24 protein-coding genes and 1 pseudogene are annotated in these 21,049 nt (G+C 66.4%); 13 read left to right on the top strand and 12 right to left on the bottom strand.

Going from position 1 to position 21,049, the window contains the following annotated elements:
- Nucleotides 1–5 precede the first annotated feature (5 nt).
- The 5 genes from ACQY4K_RS20260 to ACQY4K_RS20240 all read right to left on the bottom strand — a co-directional run bounded on the left by ACQY4K_RS20260 (nucleotide 6) and on the right by ACQY4K_RS20240 (nucleotide 3,774).
- Nucleotides 6–887, bottom strand: a complete 882-nt coding sequence (locus tag ACQY4K_RS20260; RefSeq protein WP_428391989.1) for a class I SAM-dependent methyltransferase — start codon at nucleotides 885–887, stop codon at nucleotides 6–8.
- 72 nt (nucleotides 888–959) lie between these two features.
- The gene (locus ACQY4K_RS20255) at nucleotides 960–1,478 is read right to left on the bottom strand and encodes a YdcF family protein (protein WP_428391988.1); all 519 of its coding nucleotides are present in this window, start codon (nucleotides 1,476–1,478) and stop codon (nucleotides 960–962) included.
- A 3-nt stretch (nucleotides 1,479–1,481) separates the two neighbouring features.
- A complete protein-coding gene (locus tag ACQY4K_RS20250; protein ID WP_428391987.1) occupies nucleotides 1,482–2,201 on the bottom strand; it encodes a glycine betaine ABC transporter substrate-binding protein in 720 nt (239 codons plus the stop codon).
- 43 nt (nucleotides 2,202–2,244) lie between these two features.
- The gene (locus ACQY4K_RS20245) at nucleotides 2,245–2,433 is read right to left on the bottom strand and encodes a hypothetical protein (RefSeq protein WP_428391986.1); all 189 of its coding nucleotides are present in this window, start codon (nucleotides 2,431–2,433) and stop codon (nucleotides 2,245–2,247) included.
- 3 nt (nucleotides 2,434–2,436) lie between these two features.
- Nucleotides 2,437–3,774, bottom strand: a complete 1,338-nt coding sequence (locus ACQY4K_RS20240) for an NRAMP family divalent metal transporter (RefSeq protein WP_428391985.1) — start codon at nucleotides 3,772–3,774, stop codon at nucleotides 2,437–2,439.
- A 215-nt stretch (nucleotides 3,775–3,989) separates the two neighbouring features.
- Here ACQY4K_RS20240 and mntR point away from each other — a divergent pair, with 215 nt between their 5' ends.
- Complete coding sequence (gene mntR / locus ACQY4K_RS20235; protein ID WP_428396244.1) at nucleotides 3,990–4,406, top strand: manganese-binding transcriptional regulator MntR; 417 nt, start codon at nucleotides 3,990–3,992, stop codon at nucleotides 4,404–4,406.
- 6 nt (nucleotides 4,407–4,412) lie between these two features.
- Here mntR and ACQY4K_RS20230 read toward each other — a convergent pair whose 3' ends face one another.
- Nucleotides 4,413–4,961 (bottom strand): TetR/AcrR family transcriptional regulator, encoded by a 549-nt coding sequence (locus tag ACQY4K_RS20230; RefSeq protein ID WP_428391984.1) that lies wholly within the window; start codon nucleotides 4,959–4,961, stop codon nucleotides 4,413–4,415.
- Nucleotides 4,962–4,978: 17 nt separating this feature from the next.
- Between ACQY4K_RS20230 and ACQY4K_RS20225 the strand changes: the two are divergent.
- Nucleotides 4,979–5,803, top strand: a pseudogene (locus ACQY4K_RS20225) (oxidoreductase); the annotation flags it as partial.
- An 18-nt stretch (nucleotides 5,804–5,821) separates the two neighbouring features.
- Here the strand turns inward: ACQY4K_RS20225 and ACQY4K_RS20220 are convergent.
- The 3 genes from ACQY4K_RS20220 to ACQY4K_RS20210 are packed head-to-tail and all read right to left on the bottom strand — an operon-like array spanning nucleotide 5,822 to nucleotide 9,169.
- Nucleotides 5,822–6,289, bottom strand: a complete 468-nt coding sequence (locus ACQY4K_RS20220; RefSeq protein ID WP_428391983.1) for a DUF1348 family protein — start codon at nucleotides 6,287–6,289, stop codon at nucleotides 5,822–5,824.
- Nucleotides 6,290–6,299: 10 nt separating this feature from the next.
- Nucleotides 6,300–8,342, bottom strand: a complete 2,043-nt coding sequence (locus ACQY4K_RS20215) for a M13 family metallopeptidase (RefSeq protein ID WP_428391982.1) — start codon at nucleotides 8,340–8,342, stop codon at nucleotides 6,300–6,302.
- On the bottom strand, nucleotides 8,339–9,169 hold the full coding sequence (locus tag ACQY4K_RS20210) for a ferritin-like domain-containing protein (protein WP_428391981.1): 831 nt from the start codon (nucleotides 9,167–9,169) through the stop codon (nucleotides 8,339–8,341). Before ACQY4K_RS20210 ends, ACQY4K_RS20215 begins: the two co-directional genes overlap by 4 nt.
- A 199-nt stretch (nucleotides 9,170–9,368) precedes the next feature.
- On the opposite strand from ACQY4K_RS20210, the gene sucC reads away from it, so the two are divergent.
- Together sucC and sucD are read left to right on the top strand one after the other, a co-directional pair.
- Nucleotides 9,369–10,571 carry an ADP-forming succinate--CoA ligase subunit beta gene (sucC, locus tag ACQY4K_RS20205; protein ID WP_428391980.1) on the top strand — a complete coding sequence of 401 codons (1,203 nt, stop codon included), beginning with the start codon at nucleotides 9,369–9,371 and terminating at the stop codon, nucleotides 10,569–10,571.
- A complete protein-coding gene (sucD, locus tag ACQY4K_RS20200; RefSeq protein WP_428391979.1) occupies nucleotides 10,571–11,446 on the top strand; it encodes a succinate--CoA ligase subunit alpha in 876 nt (291 codons plus the stop codon). Before sucC ends, sucD begins: the two co-directional genes overlap by 1 nt.
- Here sucD and tpiA read toward each other — a convergent pair.
- Nucleotides 11,375–12,217, bottom strand: coding sequence for a triose-phosphate isomerase (tpiA, locus tag ACQY4K_RS20195; RefSeq protein ID WP_428391978.1), 843 nt, complete (start codon nucleotides 12,215–12,217; stop codon nucleotides 11,375–11,377). The genes sucD and tpiA overlap by 72 nt on opposite strands.
- A gap of 268 nt (nucleotides 12,218–12,485) precedes the next feature.
- On the opposite strand from tpiA, the gene ACQY4K_RS20190 reads away from it, so the two are divergent.
- A complete protein-coding gene (locus ACQY4K_RS20190) occupies nucleotides 12,486–12,995 on the top strand; it encodes a hypothetical protein (RefSeq protein ID WP_428391977.1) in 510 nt (169 codons plus the stop codon).
- Nucleotides 12,996–13,009: 14 nt separating this feature from the next.
- Nucleotides 13,010–13,474, top strand: a complete 465-nt coding sequence (locus ACQY4K_RS20185; RefSeq protein ID WP_428396242.1) for a DUF427 domain-containing protein — start codon at nucleotides 13,010–13,012, stop codon at nucleotides 13,472–13,474.
- A 3-nt stretch (nucleotides 13,475–13,477) separates the two neighbouring features.
- Here ACQY4K_RS20185 and ACQY4K_RS20180 read toward each other — a convergent pair whose 3' ends face one another.
- A complete protein-coding gene (locus ACQY4K_RS20180) occupies nucleotides 13,478–15,160 on the bottom strand; it encodes a M3 family oligoendopeptidase (protein WP_428391976.1) in 1,683 nt (560 codons plus the stop codon).
- A gap of 124 nt (nucleotides 15,161–15,284) precedes the next feature.
- Here ACQY4K_RS20180 and ACQY4K_RS20175 point away from each other — a divergent pair, with 124 nt between their 5' ends.
- Nucleotides 15,285–16,403 (top strand): ATP-grasp domain-containing protein, encoded by a 1,119-nt coding sequence (locus ACQY4K_RS20175; protein WP_428391975.1) that lies wholly within the window; start codon nucleotides 15,285–15,287, stop codon nucleotides 16,401–16,403.
- Here the strand turns inward: ACQY4K_RS20175 and ACQY4K_RS20170 are convergent.
- Nucleotides 16,400–16,789, bottom strand: coding sequence for a DUF423 domain-containing protein (locus ACQY4K_RS20170; protein WP_428391974.1), 390 nt, complete (start codon nucleotides 16,787–16,789; stop codon nucleotides 16,400–16,402). The two genes, ACQY4K_RS20175 and ACQY4K_RS20170, sit on opposite strands and share 4 nt — an antisense overlap.
- A 44-nt stretch (nucleotides 16,790–16,833) precedes the next feature.
- On the opposite strand from ACQY4K_RS20170, the gene pip reads away from it, so the two are divergent.
- From pip to queF, 6 genes are read left to right on the top strand one after another with little or no spacing between them, the layout of a single operon-like run.
- Nucleotides 16,834–17,784: a prolyl aminopeptidase gene (gene pip, locus ACQY4K_RS20165; RefSeq protein ID WP_428391973.1), complete on the top strand. Its 951-nt coding sequence runs from the start codon at nucleotides 16,834–16,836 to the stop codon at nucleotides 17,782–17,784.
- Nucleotides 17,774–18,724 (top strand): biotin synthase BioB, encoded by a 951-nt coding sequence (bioB, locus tag ACQY4K_RS20160; protein WP_428391972.1) that lies wholly within the window; start codon nucleotides 17,774–17,776, stop codon nucleotides 18,722–18,724. Before pip ends, bioB begins: the two co-directional genes overlap by 11 nt.
- Before the next feature lie 19 nt (nucleotides 18,725–18,743).
- Nucleotides 18,744–19,361 (top strand): 7-carboxy-7-deazaguanine synthase, encoded by a 618-nt coding sequence (gene queE, locus ACQY4K_RS20155; RefSeq protein WP_428391971.1) that lies wholly within the window; start codon nucleotides 18,744–18,746, stop codon nucleotides 19,359–19,361.
- A complete protein-coding gene (gene queC, locus ACQY4K_RS20150; protein WP_428391970.1) occupies nucleotides 19,361–20,062 on the top strand; it encodes a 7-cyano-7-deazaguanine synthase QueC in 702 nt (233 codons plus the stop codon). Before queE ends, queC begins: the two co-directional genes overlap by 1 nt.
- Complete coding sequence (locus ACQY4K_RS20145; protein ID WP_428391969.1) at nucleotides 20,059–20,589, top strand: 6-pyruvoyl trahydropterin synthase family protein; 531 nt, start codon at nucleotides 20,059–20,061, stop codon at nucleotides 20,587–20,589. Before queC ends, ACQY4K_RS20145 begins: the two co-directional genes overlap by 4 nt.
- Nucleotides 20,582–21,034 carry a preQ(1) synthase gene (queF, locus tag ACQY4K_RS20140; protein ID WP_428391968.1) on the top strand — a complete coding sequence of 151 codons (453 nt, stop codon included), beginning with the start codon at nucleotides 20,582–20,584 and terminating at the stop codon, nucleotides 21,032–21,034. Before ACQY4K_RS20145 ends, queF begins: the two co-directional genes overlap by 8 nt.
- Nucleotides 21,035–21,049: the final 15 nt, after the last annotated feature.

Genomic DNA, 21,049 nt, shown 5'->3' with positions numbered 1-21,049 from the left:
GCGCTTCAGGAATTGCCTGGCTTTTGCATCACCACCAGCACCTGCGGCAGGCGTGCCGGGTTGTCGAGGAACTCGACCAGACGGAACATGCCGCTCCAGTGCTTGACGATGTAGCCGCGCGGGATGATCGCCTCACCATAGTGCGAGAGCGGGTTGGGGCGGGCGATCGGGGCGGCGTGCAGGAAATGGCCCGCCTCGTAGCGGGCATTCTCGTGCGCCTCGTCGATGAAGCTGTCGGCGCAGGCCTCGTACCAGCCATGTTCGAGCCTGATTCCCGAGGCCCGTCGCAGCCGCATTTCGGCGCAGAAGGCAATGAAGCGACGGCTCTGCGTGGTCAGCATCAGCAATCCGCCCGGCTTGAGCAGGCGGACGAACTCCTCGATCCAGCGGGTCGCCAGGAACTCGTCGAGATGGCTGAACACCGACCAGGAGATGATATAGTCAAGGCTGTCGGGGGCCAGCAGGGTCGGCGGCGCGACACCGCTGGCAAAAAAGTTCAGGTTGGGGTTGCAGCGCCGCGCCTCGGTCAGAAAGCGCGAGGTGGAGTCCGTGCCGAACAGGTTGTCCGGCTCGATGTCCTTCATGAACAGCCGCACCATGCGGCCCCAGCCGCAGCCGAAATCCAGCAGCCGGCGGTGCGCCGCGAGCGGCCGCCCGGCATAGACGGCATAGGCCTTAATTTCGCGGAAGAAGGCGTGCGCCTCGTGCAGCGACACCTCGCCGCAATGGCCGTGCATGGCGTTCTGCACCGCCTCGTCCGGAAAGCCCGGCATCGTCACGTTCTCGATCTGCGGAATGCGCAGCGAGCTGACCAGGATGTCCAGCCAGTCCTGGTCGCTGCGCTCGCGGAACGTCCGGAACAGCGCGTCTGCGTCCTCTGCCTGCACCGTGGCGTGCTCTTGCCCGTTATGATACCGCATCGATATGGACCAAATCGCGCGCGGTTGCCAGCTTTGCCTTTAGCGCTTCCCCCTCTTGCGCCCTGTGTGCCGCAGCATCAGGACCGCGTCCCAAGGCAGCGCCGCGACCTCACGCAGGCGCCAGTACCAGCGCCGGTGCCAGCGCGTCGATGCGGGCAGTGCCGGCGGCGGCACGGCGGCTGCTGCAACACCAGCCAGGCGCAGCAGCAACAGGCAGCGCGGCAGGTGATAGGCGCTGCTCGCGGCATAGACCGGGGCGCGATGGCCGAGGCCCGCGAGCAGGGCGCGGCAGGCGATGACCGAGTCGAAAGTGTCCGATGCGGTCTCTTCGGGAAGAATGTCGCGCGCATCCACACCGGCCGCGCGCAGGCTGGCGGCCATTGCGGCGCCCTCGGACGCACCGAAGCGGCCAACCCCGCCGGTCGGCATGTAAAGCGGGTTGGAGAGGGTCCGGCCGAAAGCCAGCGCCGCCTCGATGCGTCGCGCCAGCGTCAGGCTCGGCGTCCCGTCGGGGCGCAGCCCGGCGCCAAAAATGATGATCGCCGGCCGATCAGACAACGCTTAGCCGCGCGGCGTGAGCTTGCCGCGCTGCCAGGCGTCCGCGGCAGCCTCCGCGCTCATGCCATCGAGACGAATGGCGTGGGCCATGGCACTGACCACCTTGTTGCCCAGGGTCAGCTCGTCGAGTTCATCAATCAGGTCGCGGTCGAGGGTCTCGCGCAGGCCGGCGCGGAGCAAAATGCAGGCCTGCTGTTCGACGCCGAGGGCGACGAGCGGGTCCAGCAGCACCCGCCAGGGGCCGGTGTGGAGCAGTTCGTGCGGCCGGGTCAGCGGCACGACATGCGTATGGTCCGCCGCCTGCGCCCAGGCGAAGGCTTGCGCTTCAGGCAGCGGGTCGATCACGTAGCCGGAGCCGGCCAAGTCATAGGCATCGCGCACGCGTGCCGCGGCGTCGGCGACTTGCGTGTTCGCGGGGACGACGATGCGCCGGTCCAGCTCCGGGCATGCGGCGAGTTCGTCGATACGCTTGGGCGCGTCCGCCAGCACGCACCAGATCAGTGACGGACGGTAGACCAGCCCGATTGGCTGCATGAGGTCGGACATGGCCTCGCCGGGCGCCAGCCAGGCGGCGACAAACAGGTCGATCCCGTCGCGTGGTGCCCCGGGCGGCAATGCAATCGCCTCGACCTCATGGTCATGCGCTTCGAGCACGCGCGCCACGGCGGCGGCGGCGGCCTCGTGCAGCGCGGTTGCGGGGAAGCCCAGTCTCAGCGGATCCATTGCGTCCTTGCAGCAGGTGCGCGGTTGGCAGGCAACCCCACCCTCAAGGCTGGCCGGTATGCAGCGCTCGGATGAAAGCGTAGGCGACCAGCGGCACCGCGATCAGCACATAGATCCTAAGCAGCAGCAGCAGGGTGAGCACCCAGCGGCCGAGCACCCGGCGCGGCAGCTTCGTCTCACTGGCAGCGGCGAGCTGCTCCGGTTCGAGGACAAAGTGCGAGTCGTCGGGCATAGTCTAGCTGTTGAGCAGGTCGGGAAAAACGGTGATGACGCCGTAGAACGCGCCCACGAGGCAGAGGGCGACGACGATGCTGCCGCCTGCGAGGTTGCAGCACCTGCCATTGGCCAGGTCGCGCATGATCTCGCGGTCGTTGGCCAGCAACAGCAGGAATAGCAACGCAGGCGCCATCAGCAGGGTGGCGATCACGTTCACCGTCAGGGTCATCGCCAGCAACGGCGCGCCGGGGATGAGCACGGTCGCGGCCGCCAGCAGGGTCGAGCCAATCGCCGCCGCGTAGAACCAGCGGCCACGGCTGAAATCGAGGTTCAGGCTGGACCGTAGCGAAAACGTCTCGGCCAGGGCGTAGGACGAGCTCGTCGAGATCGTCATTGCCGCGACCAGGCCCGCCTCGACGATACCGAGCGCGAACAGGGTCGCGCCGAACGCGCCGAGATGCGGACGCAAAGCGGTGGCGAAGTCGGCACCACTGGCGAAATGCGAGACGTCGACATGCGCCCGGAACAGAGGTGCCGCCGCGACCAGGGTGGCGATTGCCGCAATCGCCGCGACCACCGCGCCGATCGCGGTGTCGAGCCTGCCTTGAGCGAGATCGGCCCGGGTCAGACCCTTGTCGACGACCGCGCCCTGCTGGAAAAAGATCATCCACGGTGTCACCGTGGCGCCGATATTGGCCAATACCAGGGTGACGAACGCGGTGTCGAAGCCGCCCGGCAATGGCCCCCAGCTGGCCAGCGCTTGCGTCAATGCCGCGCCGTTCGGATGCGCGAGCAAGGCCGCGGGAATGAACAGCAGGTTGCAGGCAGCCAGTCCCAGCAGGCAGCGCTCCCACGTCGCATAACGACGCAGCGCCAGCGAGCCGATCACCAGCGCCACCCCAATTGCCACAGAAAGCCAGGACGGCAGCCCGAAATACAGGCCGCCCGCCTGTATCGCGATGAACTCGGTCACCAGGGTCAGGACATTGCCGAACACCAGGTCGGCCATCGCGAAATAGCCCCAGAACGGGCCGAAGCGCTGGAAGATCAGCCCGGCATGGCCGCGATGCGTCGCTACCCCAAGCCGCACCGTCATCTCCTGCACGACGAAGGCCATCGCAAAGGTGAGCAGGATAAAGGGCACGAAGAAGCCGACGCCGTAGGTCGCCCCGGTGGTCGCGTAGGAAACCATGCTGGGCCCATCGTTCTCGCCAAGCATGACCAGGACACCGGGGCCGGCGAGCAGCCAAAGCAGCCGCATACGATGCTTCGAGGCGCGGCTGAGCTTGACCTTCAGCCGGTCACGAGCGCGCAACAGGTCTTCGCGGGAAGTGAGCGGTGCCGTCTCCTGATCCACTCGGCCTCCCTGGCATGGACATGAACCCTGCCCACAGATATAGCTACGGCTACATTTACGTCAACCGGCATCGTTATGAAGCCGTAAGATAGAATGGTGGCGCCCTCGCGCACGCTTCTGTTACAGGTGATGTGTATGGCCGCGTCAGAGCCAGCTTCGTGGGGGATTTGCCGGTGACCGAGGGATCAGCCGCGCGCAGCGCCGGCGCGGTCAAGATGCCCGAGGAGCCAACCCAGGCGCGCCGCTTCGGCAAGGCGCGCACCGCCCGCTCGTCCAGTCTGCTCGAGGATTACGTCGAGCTGATCGCGGACCTGCTGGCGTCGCAAGGCGAGGCGCGCGCCACCGACGTCGCCAAGCGCTTCGGCGTGACCCATCCCACCGCGATCAAGAGCATCAACCGACTCAAGCGCGAGGGGCTGGTAACCGCGCGTCCTTATCGCGGCATCTTCCTGACCCATACCGGTCAGGCGATGGCCGATCGGGTGCGCGCCCGACACCGACTCATGGTCGAACTGCTGCTTGCCGTGGGTGTGGCGCCCGAAGCGGCGGAGACCGATGCCGAGGGCATGGAACATCACGCCTCCGAGGCGACCCTGGAGGCGTTCGCGCGGTTTTTGGGGCGCAGGGACTAAGAGCGGTCAAACGGCTTGCGAACTGGAAGCCGATGGCTGCCATCCACTGAAACCAAGCAACAAGGTGCGCGCAACGGCTCGCGCTTCCGTGGCAAGCGCCTCGTCGGGCAGTTCGCCCGCAGTCCAGAACGACAGCACACCACGAAAGGCAACCGCGAGTTGCCTCGGCAAACAGACGAGCGCCTGTTCCCGCCGCGCCGCGATCAAGCCCTCTCCCGCGCCCAGTGCAAGCGTCCAGAGAGCCATTGAGCGCACCCAGACCTGGCTGGGCGAAGGACTCGCCGTTCCAAGCCAACCCATGACCGCGCGGTTGACGTCCGGCTTCTCCAGCATCACGGCGACTGCCATATCGATGGCCAGCAGGACGCGTTCCGCCGTGTCAGTCAGCGACGGCGCCGCGGCAAAGCGCGTCTGCATGGTATCGATCCGCCGTGTGGAGAGAGCCTGCATGATCGCCGCCTTGCTCCCGAACTGGTTGAACGGGGTGGCAAAGCTGACCCCGGCCTCGGCGGCGAGGTCGGGCATCGAGAAATCGGCTTTGCCTTCGCGGAGCAACCGTTCGGCGCAAAACTTTCCTCATCACAGGTGTCAGCTCGGGCCTGGGCCGAGCGTTCGCCGAAGCTGCGTTGCGGGCCGGCCATCGGGTGATCGGCACGGTACGGCGCCCCGGTGACGCCGAAGCCTTCGCGGCACTGGCATCGAATCGCGCCCACCCGCTCGTGCTCGACGTGACCGATTTCGACGCCATCCCGGCTGCCGTGGCGGAGGCCGAGCGACAGGCGGGCGTTGTCGACGTGCTGGTGAACAATGCCGGGTATGGCCGTGAGGGTGTCCTGGAAGCATCCTCGATCGATGATCTCCAGCGCCAGTTCGCCGCCAACGTCTTTGGTCCAGTCGCGATGACGCAGGCAGTACTGCCTAGCATGCGCAAGCGGCGCCGTGGTCGTATCGTCAACGTCACCTCCATGGGCGGCTTCATCACCATGCCGGGGATCACCTTCTACTGCGGCAGCAAATTTGCTCTGGAAGGCATCCCGGAGGCGCTTGGCAAGGAGGTGGCGAGTTTCGGGATACGCGTGACGGCCCTGGCACCCGGCCAGTTCCGCACCGACTGGGCCGGGCGCTCGATGGACCGCACACCCCGCAGCATTGCCGACTATGACCCGGTGATGGACCCGCTTCGCGCCGCAAGGCAGGCCAAGAGCGGCAACCAGCCAGGCGACCCGGCAAAGGCAGCCCGGGCGCTGCTTGCGCTGGTCGAAGCCGAAAACCCGCCGGTGCGGCTGTTCCTGGGCGATGACGCCCTGGGATTGGTTGAGCAAAAGCTTACGGGAATGAAGGTCGAACTTGCCGATTGGGATGCGCTCTCGCGCTCCACCAGCTTCGGGTCGGACTGAGGGTACCGGCTCTCACCCCTACATCCCGAGCTCGGCGAGCCCCGGATGGTCGGTTGGCCGCGGGCCGAGTGGCCAGCGAAAGCGCCGGTCTGCCTCGGTGATGGCCACGTCGTTGATGCTCGCCTCGCGCCTGCGCATCAGGCCGTTCGGCGCGAACGCCCATTGCTCGTTGCCGTAGGCGCGAAACCAGTCGCCGGCCGCATCGTGGAACTCGTACTGGAAGCGCACCGCGATCTGGTCGTCGTGGTGCGCCCAGAGTTCCTTGATAAGCCGATACGCCTGCTCGGCCTGCCATTTGCGGTTCAGGAAGGCCGTGATCGCCTCTCGGCCAGAAAGAAATTCCGACCTGTTTCGCCAGATGCTGTCGGCGGTGTAGGCGCCGGCGACGCGCGCTGGGTCACGTGTGTTCCAGGCATCCTCCGCCGCGCGCACCTTGAGCCGCGCGGTCTCGTGGGTGAACGGCGGCAGCGGCGGTCGTTCGTCCATGTTCGGCTTCCTACCAAATCATCACGCGGTCCTTCGGCGCGAGATAGAGCGCGTCGCCCGGCCTGACGTTCCAGGCCTTGTACCAGCCGTCGATATTGCGCAGCGGGCCGTTCACGCGCGCCATCGGTGGCGAATGCGGATCGGCGACGAGAAGCTCGCGCTGCCGATCGGGACGCAGCTTTTGGCGCCAGACCTGGGCCCAGCCGAGGAACACCCGCTGATCGCCGGTCAAACCATCGAGGACCGGCGCCGGCTTGCCGTGCAGTGATGCATGATAGGCATCCAGCGCCAGCGTGAGACCGCCGAGATCGGCGATGTTCTCGCCCATTGTCAGCTTGCCGTTGATATGGGCGCCAGGGAGCGGCTGCATCGCATCGAACTGCGCGCCCAGACGGTCGGCGCGCGCATCAAACCGGGCCGCATCCTGTTTGGTCCACCAATCTTGCAGGCGCCCCTGCGCGTCGTATTTGCGGCCTTCGTCGTCGAAGGAGTGCGTCATCTCGTGCCCGATGACGCCGCCGATTGCGCCGAAGTTGATCGCGGGGTCGGCCGCTGGATTGAAGAACGGCGGCTGCAGGATCGCCGCCGGGAACACCACCTCGTCGAACGGCGGATTGTTGTAGGCGTTCACCGTCTGCGGCGTCATGTCCCATTCGTTACGGTTGACCGGGTGGCCGAGATGATCCAGCCAGTAGCGCCATTCGAAGCCGATGGCGCGTTCGCTGTCGTCGTAGAGATCGTCAAGCCTGACCGTTAGGCCGGAATAATCGCGCCACTTGTTGGGGTAACCGATCTGGACCGCAAAATGATCGAGCTTGCCTACCGCTAGCGCCTTGGTGTGCGGGCTCATCCAGCTGTTGTTCTGCAACCTCACCCGGAACGCCGCCTTCAGCGCGTCGGTCAAATGGCGCATCGTCTCGCGTGCCGCGGGCGGAAAATAGCGCGCCACGTAGATCTTGCCGATCGCCATGCCCATCGCGTCGCTGGTCGCGGCCACGGCGCGCTTCCAGCGCGGCGCGTTCTGCGGCTGGCCACCCAGGGTCTTGCCGTGGAAATCGAAGGCGGCCGTAACGAAGACGCGCGGCAGCACACTTGACGCATTATCCACCAGATGGAAGGCGAGCCAGGCGCGCAGCGTCGGCATGTCGGTAACAGCGGCGATCCTGGTCTCGTCGATGATCGCGGATTTCTCCTGCAGCACCAGCATGCCGGTCTTTATGCCGGCACCCTGCAGATAGACGTTCCAGTTGAAGTCGGGCGCGAACTTTTGTAGGTCGGCGAGCGAGGTCGGATTGTAGGTCTTCACCGGATCGCGCTGGGCTGCCTTGGACCATTGCGCATGCGCGATCTTGTCCTCGAAGGCTACCACCGCGGCCGCCTGCTTGCTGGCGTCCGGCCAACCGATCAGACCCAGCATCTGGCCGACATAAAGCTGATAGGCGGCCTTCTTGTCGGCAAATGCGGGTTGTAAATAGTAGTCGCGGTCGGGCAGTCCTGTGCCGCCCTGTCCGAGGACGACGGAATAGATCTTCGGGTTCTTGGCGTCGGGTTCGATCGACAACGCGAACAGCGATGTCTGATAATTGCTCTGGGCGGTGCCAAGCAGGCGCGCGAAGCCGGCTCGGTCGCTGATCTTGCGAATGGCGTCGAGATCACCGGCCAGCGGAGCGTCGCCGCGTTTCTCGACCGCCGCCTCATCCATGAAGGCGGCGTAAAAAGTTCCCAGCTTCTCCTGGGTGCTGCTCGGCGCGAATACGGGGTGCGCGGAAACCTGGACGAGAATCGTGTGCACACGCTGGCGCGACAGCTCGGCCAGCATGTCGAAGGCGCCCCAGGAGGTGTGGTCCGCGGGGATCACCAGGTTCCTGACATAGGTGCCGTCGGCATAGCCGTAAAAGTTGTTGCCAGGCGCGATTGCGGTGTTGCGTCCGGAGAGGTCGAAACCCCAGGGACCGAATGCCTTGGACGCGGTCTGGGTGGCGTGTACGGGCACGCCGGCGGCGAGGAACAGGGCCGCCACGCAGGCGCGGAGGATTACGGCGCCTGGCTTCATGTCGCGTCGCCCGTCGCGCGCGCGATGAAGCGGCTTCGGCGCCGTCGCAGTGCGAGAAAGGCGAGCGCGGAGGCAGCCCGCCGCACGCGCCCATGTGGCGTGAACCCGATCGTCTTGAAGATCATGCCGACCGCGCGGTCGAGATGCGGGCGACGGTAGAACCCCATCGCCCGCGACATGTAGGCGGCGATGCAGCGTTGATGATCATACGGCAGGCCGGCCGCCTCGTTTGTGCAGTGAAAGGCGAGGGCAAGTTCGTCGTCCTCGGTCTCGGTCACCCGGCCAAGCGCGATACGGGTGCGTCGCAGGACGCCAATCTGCTCGCGCTTCAGGTAGCGCTGCATATGGTCGTAGAATAGTTTGAAGTGTCGGTACTCGTCGGCGGCGATCTGCTTGCAAATGGCTTTCAGCACCGGCTCGCCAGTGGCGTCCGCCAGCGCCGTATAGAAGGACGAGGTGCCGGTCTCGACCATGCAGCGCGCGATCAATTCGCCGGTGCGCGAGCCACGCACCGAGGCATCAACCTCGATCGGGATGCTGTAGGCGGCGCGGTAGCGGGCAAAGGCAGCCGGGTAGTCCCAGGACGGCTCCGCCAGCATCGCCCAGCGTCCCAAGGCATCGCCGTGCTGCACCTCCTCGACGGACCAGTTCTGGGCGGCCATGCGAAAGTCGGGATCGTCGGTGAAGACGTTCTTGAGGTAGGTGGCGTAGTCGGTGCCGTTGCGCTCGACCACCGACGCCGCCTTGACCAGGAGCACGATCTCGGGGTCGACCCGGCTCGCATCGAACTGCTCCCATGCCATGTCATCGATCCGCCAATGCTTCATCGTTCAAACTGCCTCATATTCGTCCGCGCCGTCTCGTGCGCATAAGGTGACACCGCTTGGCCAAAGGTGAAACCGCGCGCGGCCGATCTGTTGCTTTGTCGCCACGGAACATCCGTTGTCGGCCCCCAGGGCGCCCCCTGGTGACTCGCCGCCGACACGGTGCGATAATTGCAGACCAGGGAAAGGAGCCGCAGCCCTTATGAACATCCATGAATATCAGGCCAAGACCTTGCTCAAGGGTTTTGGCATGCCGGTGCTGGAGGGCCGCGTCGCGCGCTCGCCTGAGGAAGCCCTGATCGCCGCCCGCACCCTCCCCGGTCCGGTGATCGTGGTCAAATCGCAGATCCATGCCGGGGGACGCGGCGCCGGACGCTTCAAGGAAGATCCGAACGGCAAAGGCGGCGTCCGCCTGGTCAAGTCGCCCGACGAGGCCGAGCAGGCGGCGCGTGCCATGCTCAACAGCACGTTGGTCACCAAGCAGACCGGGCCGGCCGGCCGCATCGTGCACCGTCTCTATATAGAGGCCGGCTGCGACATCGCCCGTGAGCTGTATTTGTCGCTGCTCGTCGATCGTGCGACCGGGCGGGTGACCATTGTCGCAAGCCAGGAAGGTGGGATGGAAATCGAGGAGGTGGCAAGCCACAGCCCCGAGAAGATCCTGCGCGAGAGCATCGATCCCGCGATCGGGTTTTCGCCGTATGTCGGCCGCAAGCTCGCCCGCGCGCTGGGGCTCGCGGGCAAGTCGGCCGCCGCCTTCGCGCGCGTCGTCGGCAGCGCCTACGAGGCGTTCGTGGCACTCGATTGCGCGATCATCGAGATCAACCCGCTGGTCGTCACCGGCGCGGGCGGCCTCGTAGCACTCGACGCCAAACTGAGCTTCGACGACAACGCGCTGTTCCGGCATCCCGAACTCGAGGAACTCCGGGACGAATTTGAGGAAGATCCCAAGGAGCTCGAGGCCGCCAGGCACGGGCTGAGCTACATCGCGCTGGACGGCAATATCGGCTGCATGGTCAACGGCGCGGGTCTGGCGATGGCAACCATGGACATCATCAAGCTGGAGGGTGCGGAGCCCGCCAACTTCCTCGATGTCGGCGGCGGCGCCACCAAGGAGCGGGTCGTCGCGGCGTTCAAGATCCTGCTGTCGGACGCCAACGTCAAAGGCATCCTGGTCAACATCTTCGGCGGCATCATGCGCTGCGACATCATCGCGCAGGCGGTCATCGAGGCGTCGCGCGAGGTCAAGCTGCACGTGCCGCTGGTGGTCCGCCTGGAGGGCACCAACGTCGAGCTCGGACAAAAGCTGATCAACGAGTCCGGCCTTCCCATCATCAACGCCGACGATCTCTCGGATGCCGCCCGCAAGATCGTCCACGCAGTCAAGCAGGGAGCGACGGCATAATGGCCATCCTCGTCAACGCCCAGACCCGTGTCATCACCCAGGGCTTTACGGGTGCCCAGGGCACCTTTCATGCCGAGCAGGCGATCGCCTACGGTACCAAAATGGTCGGCGGCACCACCCCTGGCAAAGGTGGGCAGACCCATCTCGGCCTGCCGGTTTTTGATACCGTCGTTGAGGCGCGCGCGAGGACCCAGGCCGATGCCTCCGTCATCTACGTGCCGCCGCCGTTCGCGGCCGACGCCATCCTCGAGGCGATCGATGCCGAAATGCCGTTGATTGTCTGTATCACCGAGGGCATTCCGGTGCTCGACATGATCCGGGTCAGCCGTGCGCTGGTCGGCTCGAAAAGCCTTCTTGTCGGCCCCAACTGCCCTGGTGTGATCACCCCCGAGGCCTGCAAGATCGGCATCATGCCGGGCCATATCCACCGGCGTGGCAAGGTCGGCATCGTCTCACGCTCCGGCACCCTGACCTACGAGGCGGTGGCGCAGACGACCGCGGTCGGGCTCGGGCAGAGCAGTTGCGTCGGCATCGGCGGCGACCCGGTGAAGGGGATGGACTTCATCGAGGTGCTGGAGCTGTTCCTGGGCGATCCGGAGACGGAATCGATCGTCATGATCGGCGAGATCGGCGGCGCATCGGAGATCGATGCCGCAACCTTCCTCAAGGACAACAAGGTCAAGAAGCCCACCGTCGGCTTCATCGCCGGCGCCACGGCGCCGCCCGGGCGTCGCATGGGCCATGCGGGGGCGGTGATCACCGGCGGCAGCGACACCGCGGGTGCGAAAATCGAGGCGCTGCGTTCAGCCGGAGTGCGGGTCGCTCCCAGCCCCGCCGTGCTCGGCCCGACCCTGCTGGAGGCGATCCGAGGCTGACGTCGCGGCCGCCGAGACGATTGCGATCATCTCGGCAAAGCCGTCGGCGGTCCACGCCGCGCGACCGATGAACAACCCGTCCACATCAGCACCACCCGCGATCAATTCTGCCCCGTTCGCGGGTGTGACGGACCCGCCATAGATAATGCGCAGGCGCTGGGCCACGGCGTCGCCGTAGCGGCTGGCGGCAAACCTGCGCAGCGCGCCGTGACGGTCGGCCACATAGGCGACGGACGCCGCCTGTTGCTGACCGATGGCCCAGCGCGGCTCGTAGGCGATCACGACATCCGCGATGTGTTCGCAACCTTCAAGAACACAGCCGACCTGCCGCTCAAGGGCAATGTCGGCAACACCGGCTTGCCGCTCGTCGCTGCTTTCACCCACGCACAGGATCGGTGTCAGACCGGCACGCAAGGCGGCACTGGCCTTGCGCCGGACCAGATCGTAGGTCTCGGCGAAATAAGCGAGCCGTTCGCTATGGCCAAGTGCCACATAGGTGCAGCCTGCTTCGACCAGCATGGCGGCGGAAATCTCCCCGGTCCATGCGCCGGACGCTTCCCAATGCATATTCTGGGCGCCGAGACGCACCGGCGAGCCCGCGAACGCCACGCGCGCCGCGTGCAGCGAGGTGAACGGCGGCAACACGAACATATCGATATCGGCGGGCGGCATGGCGCGTAGCCGCTCGCCCAGGCGCGCGGCGTAAGGCGGCACATCGCGCGCGAGCAGGTTCATCTTCCAGCCGGTGCCGACAACAAATCTGCGCGCCATGAAAGCTCCCCGGTCCGACCCACAAAGTGCTCGCCGACACCAATCCACGGCCGATATTTGGAAGCCTGCCGGCGAACGGGACCCGAAATGACCGATTGCGCCGACGAGGCACTCGCATTGGCCGACCCATAATTATCGGAGGGGGACGCGCCATGCGACACACGAATGAGGGTAATTGAATTGGGTCGCAATCCGTATATATTGCGAATCGGCAAACCTGATCAATTGGGCGCCACGACTTCACGACATCAACGCAACAGGAAAAAACATGGCGCGCGCGACCACACCCAAATCTCCGGCACGCAAGTCGCGCTCGATGGTTATCGAGCCGGCACCGAAGCGCAAGCCCGGCCGGCCGGCCGGCTCGACCAACGCGAAGAAGCCCGTAGCCAAGGTTTCAGCGACCAGGGCCTCAGCACCCAAGGTGTCAGCAGCCAAGACCCCAGCACCCAAGGTTGGTGTGCGCGCCAGCAAGATGTCGGGCAAGCGGACCCCTGCCGCAAAGCTCGCGGCCTCCGCTCCGAAGATGAGCAAGGCCGATCTGGAGGCGCACGTCACCAAGCTCGAACGCACGGTTTCCAGGCTTCGCGAAAAGAACAAGGAACTCAAGCAGGTTGCCAGCGACGCGCGCGAACATGCCGACACGCTCGAGGTGGAGCTCTCGGCACGCCACGCCCCTGAGGCTGCAAAGCCGCCGCGCAAGCAGCGCCGCAGCGCCAGTTCGCAGCCAGAGGTGTCCGAATCGGAGATGACGGAGACAGAGCTGCCGGAAAGCTGACGGTCGTGGGCGGCATGGTCGAGGATGTCTGGACCTATCCACGGCCGCCGGCCCTGCAAGCGGTTCCGGATAAAATCCGGATCCGTTTTGCCAGGCTTCTGATCGCCGAGACGACCGCCGCTTTCCGGGTGCTCGAGACCAGCCATCCGCCGGTCTACTATCTGCCGCGCGAATGCTTCCGCGATTGCGTTGTTGTTCCTGCGCCCGGCGGCAGCTTTTGCGAGTGGAAGGGCGGCGCGCGATATTGGACGATCCAGGCGGGTGGTCGGCAGGCAGACTCCGTCGCCTGGAGCTATCCGGCGCCCACGCCCGCCTTCACCGCGATTGCCGATCATCTCGCGGTCTATGCCGGTCCGATGGACGGATGTTTCGTCGGCGACGAGCAGGTCACACCACAGCCGGGCGGCTTCTACGGTGGCTGGGTCACCATCAACCTGAAGGGCCCGTTCAAAGGCAGTCCGGGAACCGCCGGCTGGTAGCGGCTACAGCGCCAGCACCGTCTCCGCCTCGCGCACGACATCGTGGAGTGCGCCGGGACTGAACGGGCTGACCAGTCCGGCCGAGGCGACCAGGTCGGTGAACGACGCCGAACCGCCTTGCCCGCACAGCGCGGTGTAACGCCGCATGGCATCGTCCGCATCGCGCCGCGCCGCCAGCCAGAACTGCATCGCGCAGCACAAAGCCAGCGTGTAATCGATATAGTAGAACGGCAGGCGATAGATGTGCAGCTGCGCCTGCCAGCGTCCGCCTTTCGCCGGATAATCCAGATCGCCATAGTCGCGCCACGGCATATAGAGCCGCTCCAGCCGGCGCCACAGCGCATGCCGGCCCTCGGCGCTCATCGCAGGGTCGGCATAGATCTCGTGCTGGAAGTGATCGACGCAGACGCCGTAAGGCAGGAACGCCAGCGATGCGATCAGGTGCATGCGCCGGTAGCGGTCGGCGGCACCTTCCTCGACCATCAATTCCATATGCGGCCAGGTGAGGAACTCGAGCCCCATCGAATTGATCTCTGCGGCGTCCATGGTCGGCCATAGCAGGTCGATGCCCGGAAGGTCACGGCTCTGCCAGTTCTGAAAGGCGTGCCCCATCTCGTGCGTGAACACCGCGATGTCGTGATGGGTGCCGTTGAAGTTGGCAAAGATGAAGGGCACGCCTTCGGTCGGAAACGACGTGCAAAAGCCGCCTCCCGCCTTGCCGTCGCGATTGCGCAGATCGAGAAAGCCGCCGTCGTTCATCGTCCTGAAGAAGGCGCCGAGTGCCGGGCCCATGCGGTCGAACATCATGGTGGCGCGTTCGATCAGCAGGTCGTGCGCGCCGGCAGGACGCGGATTGCCGGCCGGATCGATCAGACTTTCGTCCCAGGCATACAGCCGGTCCCAACCCTGTTCCGCGGTTCGCTGCCGCAGCAGCCTGTGCACCAGCGGCACCACATGCTCGAGCACCTGGGCGCGGAACGCCGCCACCTGCTCGGGACCGTAATCCACCCTGCGCATGCGCCGGTAGCCGAGCGGCGTGTAGCTGGCAAAACCAAGCGTCGCCGCCATGTCGTGGCGAAGCGTCACCAGCCGGTCATAGAGCCCGTCCAGCCGTTCCGCGTTGGCTGCAAAGAACGCCCAGCGCGCCTGCTCCGCACGATGGCGCACATCGCGGTCGCGCGTTTCCTGGAACGGTGCGAGACCGGACAGATTAACCCGGGTGCCCTCGACGTCGAGGCGTGCCGAGGCGAGCAGCTCGGTATATTCGGCGCACAGGCGCGCCTCTTCCTCGAGCGCCGGCGCAATTGCCGGATCGAAGGTGGTGATATCCATCTCCCAAAGCCGCACGCGATGCGCGCCCTGCTCGGCGATCAGGGCGGCGCGATCCGGATGGTCCAGCAGATGACGCTTGACCGAAACCTCGTGCCGGGTCGCCTCAGGTGCCAGTGCGTCGGCATAGTCGCGCTCGGCGCGCGCCTCGGCGTTCGCGGTGTCCTGCGAGAAGCGCAGATGCACGAGCGCACTCCAGCTCTCGTAGCGCCGCCGCTCCTCGTCCCATCGTGCCAGCGCCGTGCCGCGACGATCCGCAGCACCAGCGGCGAGGTCCGTATGGATCGCGGCATGGGCAGCCTCGAGGGTCTGCCTGGTTGGCCGCGGCGGGTGCAGGTCGGCGAAGTGCAAGGTCATGACGTGCTCTCCTGGAGACACGCTATCTCACACCAGTGCCGGCGCGGTGGGAAGCATTCACACTGTATCCATCTTTTGCAGCCATGCTCCCTTCCGGACGGCGGCCGTAAGCAAAGGTGGGGGCATGAGCGATCAATTGGCGGCCGAGTGGCAGGATGCGCGCAGCCGTCTAGAACGTGCGACAGCCGATCCGTCCCTGCGCCGACAGGCCAACCGGCTGCTCTGGGATCTCTGTCAATTCCTGCGCGACCGCGACGCGGCGCTGACGCATCTGCATGCCGCCATCGCCGAGGACCCGCTGTTCACCCGGCCGCATCTGGCGGACGTACCGCCAAGCCGCTCGGTGCTGGTGCTGGCAGCCCCCGGCGACTACCAGACGAACCTGCCGCTCGATCGGCTGTTCGACGAGAGCACCCTGCTGCACACGCTCTGGATTGCCGACCCCGATGCCGTCCTGCGCGATCCCCATGCTGCAATCCCCCGGGACCTGCCCGCGGTGGACGTGGTCTTCATTGCGATCGCGGAGGACGCGCGGAGTGGTGCGATGCTGCGCGCCGCCGATGCGCTGGCCGCGTCACTCGGCAAGCCCACGATGAATTGCGGCGCACGCATTGCCCGCCTGTCGCGCGCCGGCACCGCGCACCTGCTCGAGAACCTCGCAGACGGCGTCGTGCCCTCGCATCATCTGGTGCCGCATGGCGAGCCGTCGCCGATCGCCCTGCCCATCATCATCCGCCCGCTCGGCTCGCATGCGGGCGAAAAGCTGCATTGCGTGCGCAGTGACGCCGAACTGGACGCCTATTACGTCGAGCATCGCCGCGTGCGCGTGTTCACCATCGCACCGTTCATCGACTATCGCAGCGCGGACGGGTTTTGGCGCAAATACCGGGTGATCTTCGTGGACGGCATTGCCTATCCGCTGCATCTGGCAATCCACCACGACTGGGCGGTCTGGTATTACAATGCCGGGATGCAGGCGTGCCCGCGCAAGCAGGCCGAGGAGCAACGCTTCCTCGACAACCTTACCGCGGCGATGCCGGCGCGAGCGGTCCGTGCATTGACCGAGATCGCGCGAAGGGTCGGGCTGGATTATTTCGGTCTCGATTGCAGCGTGCTTGCCGACGGCAGGCTGCTGGTGTTCGAGGTGGAGACCGGCATGATCGTCCAGAACGGCAGCGGCACTGCCAGCACGCGCATCCGCCAGGCGACGGAGCGGCTGATCGAGCGCCGGCGCGCGCGCTAAAGCAACGCCGAAACCGCGAGCGACGCCCAGCCGAGCATCAGCAGGCTGCCGCCGGTGGGCGCAAGAATGCCCAGATGCGGGCCGCCCAGCACCGGCACCGCCACACCCACCGTGAAGCAGACGGCTCCTGCCACGAAGCATGCGCCGGCGAGATGCACGGCGATCCGACCGCCCTGCCGCAGCCACAACCCGCACGCCAGCAGGGCCGCTGCATGCCAGCCCAGCATCTGCACGGCGGCACGCAACGCCTCGCGGCCGCCGGCATGCAGCATCCGCTCGGGCAGATGCGCCGACACGGCCGCGAACGCCACCGCGCACAGACCCATCACCGCGCCGGCGCCGAACCAGGCTCTGCCCGCGCCTGCATCATGCAGATGCACCCTCATACCGCGATCCTAGCGGTGCCGCCGCATACGGGTATAGTCGCGACATGGCGCGCGGCGATCTGTTTGCGGAAATCGACCCCTATGAGACCGGATATCTGTCCGTCGAGGGTGGTCATTCGCTCTATTGGGAGCAGATCGGCAATCCACAGGGACGGCCGGCGCTGTTCCTGCACGGCGGCCCCGGGGCCGGAGCCGGCGCGGTGCATCGGCGCTTTTTCGATCCGGGCCACTGGCGCGTCGTGGTCTTTGATCAGCGCGGCGCCGGCCGGTCGCGGCCGCACGGCAGCATCACCGGCAACACCACGCCGGCCCTGCTCGATGACATCGAGGCGCTGCGTCTGCACCTGGGGATCGAGCGCTGGCTGCTGTTTGGCGGCTCCTGGGGCTCCACGCTCGGCTTGTGCTACGCGCAGATGCATCCCGAACGGGTCAGCGCGATGGTGCTGCGCGGGGTCTTTCTCGGGCGACCGGAGGAACTCGACTGGTTCCTGCATGGTCTCGCCCAGGTGTTCCCGGACGCGCACGCGGCGTTCGCGGGCTACCTGCCCGAGACCGAGCGCGGCGACCTGCTCGGCGCCTATCTGTCGCGTCTGACCGACCCGGATCCTACCGTCCATCTCGCAGCCTCGCGCGCCTGGTCGATCTACGAGGGCACCTGCTCGACCCTGCTGCCGACCCCAGCCGCCGTCGCCGGCTTCTCGCGCGACCGCGCCACGCTGGGTCTCGCCCGCATCGAGGCGCATTATTTCGCCAACAAGCTGTTCCTGCCGCAGGACGGCCTGCTCGCGCGCATGCACCGGATCGCGCATCTGCCAGCGGAAATCGTGCAAGGCCGCTACGACATGATCTGCCCGGCGCGCAGCGCCTACCAGCTCGCCGATGCCTGGCCCTCGGCACGTCTCACAATCATCCCGGACGCCGGCCATTCGGCGCTCGAGTCCGGTATCCGTCGCGCCCTGGTCGCGGCCGTGGAAGGGTTTCGCGATGACCGTTGAAGTGCGCCATGATTGGACACGCGCGGAGGTCGCGGCGCTGATCGCCCTGCCCTTCCCGGACCTGCTGTTTCGGGCACAAACGACCCATCGCGCGGCGTTCGACCCACGCGACATCCAGCTCTCGACACTGCTCTCGATCAAGACCGGCGGTTGCCCGGAGGATTGCGGCTACTGCTCGCAGAGCGTGCATCACGAAAGCGGCCTGAAAGCGAGCAAGCTGATGGCGCTCGATGCGGTGCTGGCCGAGGCGCGCGCGGCCAAGGCGGCCGGTGCGAGCCGGTTCTGTATGGGGGCCGCTTGGCGCGCGCCCAAGGATGCCGACCTCGACCGCGTCTGCGTCATGGTCGAGGAGGTGCGCAAGCTCGGCCTGGAAAGCTGTGTCACGCTGGGGATGCTGACCGCGCCGCAGGCCGGCCGTCTGGCCGACGCCGGGCTCGACTACTACAACCACAACCTCGATACCTCGCCCGAACATTATGGCGCGGTGATCACCACCCGCACCTACCAGGACCGGCTCGACACGCTGGCGCATGTGCGCGACGCCGGCATCAATGTCTGCTGCGGCGGCATCATCGGGCTCGGCGAGAGCGAGGAGGACCAGGCCGGCCTGCTCGCCACCCTCGCCTGCCTGCCGAAGCACCCCGAGAGCGTGCCGATCAACCTGCTGATGCGCGTCCAGGGCACCAGGCTGGCGGACGCGCCGCCAATCGATGCGATCGACTTCGTTCGAATCATCGCCGCCGCCCGGATCATCATGCCGGCCAGCATGGTCCGGCTCTCCGCCGGCCGCGAGAGCATGAGCGACGAGGCCCAGTCTTTATGCTTCCTTGCTGGCGCCAATTCGATCTTCTGCGGACCGAAACTGCTGACCACGCCCAATCCCACCCAGAGCCACGACATGCGCCTGCTCGAACGCCTCGGCTTGCGTCCGATGGCCTGAATAGGCGACACCCCGGCCCATGGCCTATGCGGTGAAGGAAATTTTCGCGACCCTACAGGGCGAGGGCGCGCACTCCGGCCGGGCGTCGGTGTTCTGCCGCTTCGCCGGCTGCAATCTGTGGTCGGGACGCGAGGCGGACCGCGCCGAGGCTGTCTGCCGCTTCTGCGACACCGATTTCGTAGGCGGCGAGCGCTTCGCCGATGCCGAGACTCTGGCGGAGGCGATCGCGCGCTGCTGGCGCGGCGGGCCGGCTCAGCGTTACGTCGTCATCACCGGCGGGGAGCCGCTTCTGCAAGTCGACGCACCGCTGATCGAAGCCCTGCACCGCCGCGATTTTACCATCGCGGTCGAAACCAACGGCACCATCGAGGCGCCCGCCGGGATCGATTGGATTTGCGTAAGCCCGAAAGCAGGAGCGGCGTTCCGGCAGCGGCAAGGCCACGAACTTAAGCTGGTATTCCCCCAGGACGCGCTCGATCCGGCCTCGTTCGAGACCTGCGACTTCCGGCACTTCTTCCTGCAGCCGATGGACGGCCCGGACCGCGCGCGCAACACCGAGGCCACGGTCGCCTATTGTCTCGCGCACCCGCACTGGCGGCTCAGTGTGCAGACCCACAAGATGATCGGGATCCCCTGATGATCGGCGACGAAGGTGCGCTGGTGCTGTTCTCCGGCGGTCAGGACTCCGCGACCTGCCTCGCCTGGGCACTGGACCGCTTCGCGCATGTCGAGACGCTCGGCTTCGATTACGGCCAGCGCCACGTCGTCGAGCTCGCCTGCCGCAAAGCCGTACGCGAGGGCCTTGCGCGCATCGATGCCGGCTGGGTGCCACGCCTCGGCCCCGACCATACGCTCGAACTTGCAGCCCTCGGCCAGCTCTCCGAGACCGCCCTGACCCGCGACGCTGCAATCAGCCTTGGCGACGGCGGCCTGCCGAACACCTTCGTGCCGGGACGCAACCTGCTTTTCCTGACCTTTGCCGCGGCCCTCGCGATGCGTCGCGACCTGCGCCATCTGGTCGGCGGCATGTGCGAGACCGACTATTCCGGCTATCCGGACTGCCGCGATGACACAATCAAGGCCTTGCAGGTGACGCTCAATCTCGGCATGGACCGCCGCTTCGTGCTGCACACCCCGCTGATGTGGCGCGACAAGGCGCAGACCTGGGCCCTCGCCGAGTCCCTCGGCGGCACCGGCCTGGTCGATCTGCTGGTCCGTGAGACCCACAGCTGCTACCTGGGCGTGCGCGAGACCCTGCATTCCTGGGGCTATGGCTGCGGCACCTGCCCGGCCTGTGAATTGCGACGCCGCGGTTGGGAGGCATACCGCGCATCATGAGCGGGTCCTGCGCCATGGTGTTCAGCCGCCGCTTCTCGATGGGGCACCGCTTGATCAACGGCGCCGGCGAGAGCTGCGCGCTGCCGCACGGCCATAACGAGACCGTTCGCGTCCGCCTGCAACCAACCTCGCTTGCACGCTTCGACGGCGCTACCAACATGGCGCTGCCATTCGCGCGCGCCAAAGCCACCTGGCACCGCTGGATCGACGAGCGGCTCGACCACGCCTTGCAGCTCGGCGCGGGCGACCCGCTGCTCGGCTGGTTCAGGACGCACGAGCCGGCCCGCGCCGCGCGCATCATCATCACCCCAGGCGATCCGACCACCGAGCTGATGGCCTGCCTGATGATGGCCAAGCTGGCAGCCTTCCTGCACAACGAGGGCGACGTGCTGCGCTGCGTCTCCATCACGCTGGAGGAGACGCCCACCAACAGCGTGATCTTCGACGGCGATCCCAGCGCCGTGCTGCCGACGCCGCGCGAGTCCTGCTGGTGGCAACGCCCCGATATGAGCATCGCCGATGACTGAACCCCGTACCCAACTCGGCCAACCAACGCCGACGCCATCGAGCCCCGAAGAGGCCGTGCTAGAGCGGGTCGCCTCGCCGCATCCGCACCATCGCTACCTGGTGCGCTTCACCGCACCGGAATTCACCTCGCTCTGCCCGGTCACCGGCCAGCCCGATTTCGCGCATCTGGTGATCGACTATGTGCCGGACGGCTGGATCGTCGAGAGCAAGTCGCTCAAGCTCTATCTCACCAGCTTTCGCAACCACGGCGCCTTCCACGAGGCGTGCAGCGTGCAGATCGCGCAAACCCTGGTGGATCGTCTGCAACCGCTCTGGCTCAGGATCGGCGCCTATTGGTATCCCCGCGGCGGCATCCCGATCGACGTCTTCTGGCAAACCGGCGAACCCCCGGCCGGCGTGTGGATACCCGCCCAGGACGTGCCCGGCTATCGCGGGCGGGGGTAGCGTATCCGCACAGAA

Source organism: Lichenicoccus sp. (assembly GCF_965276875.1).
Taxonomy (GTDB): domain Bacteria; phylum Pseudomonadota; class Alphaproteobacteria; order Acetobacterales; family Acetobacteraceae; genus Lichenicoccus.
Note: the sequence above shows the minus strand (reverse complement) of the source record. Positions and strands in the feature narration are given on the sequence as shown.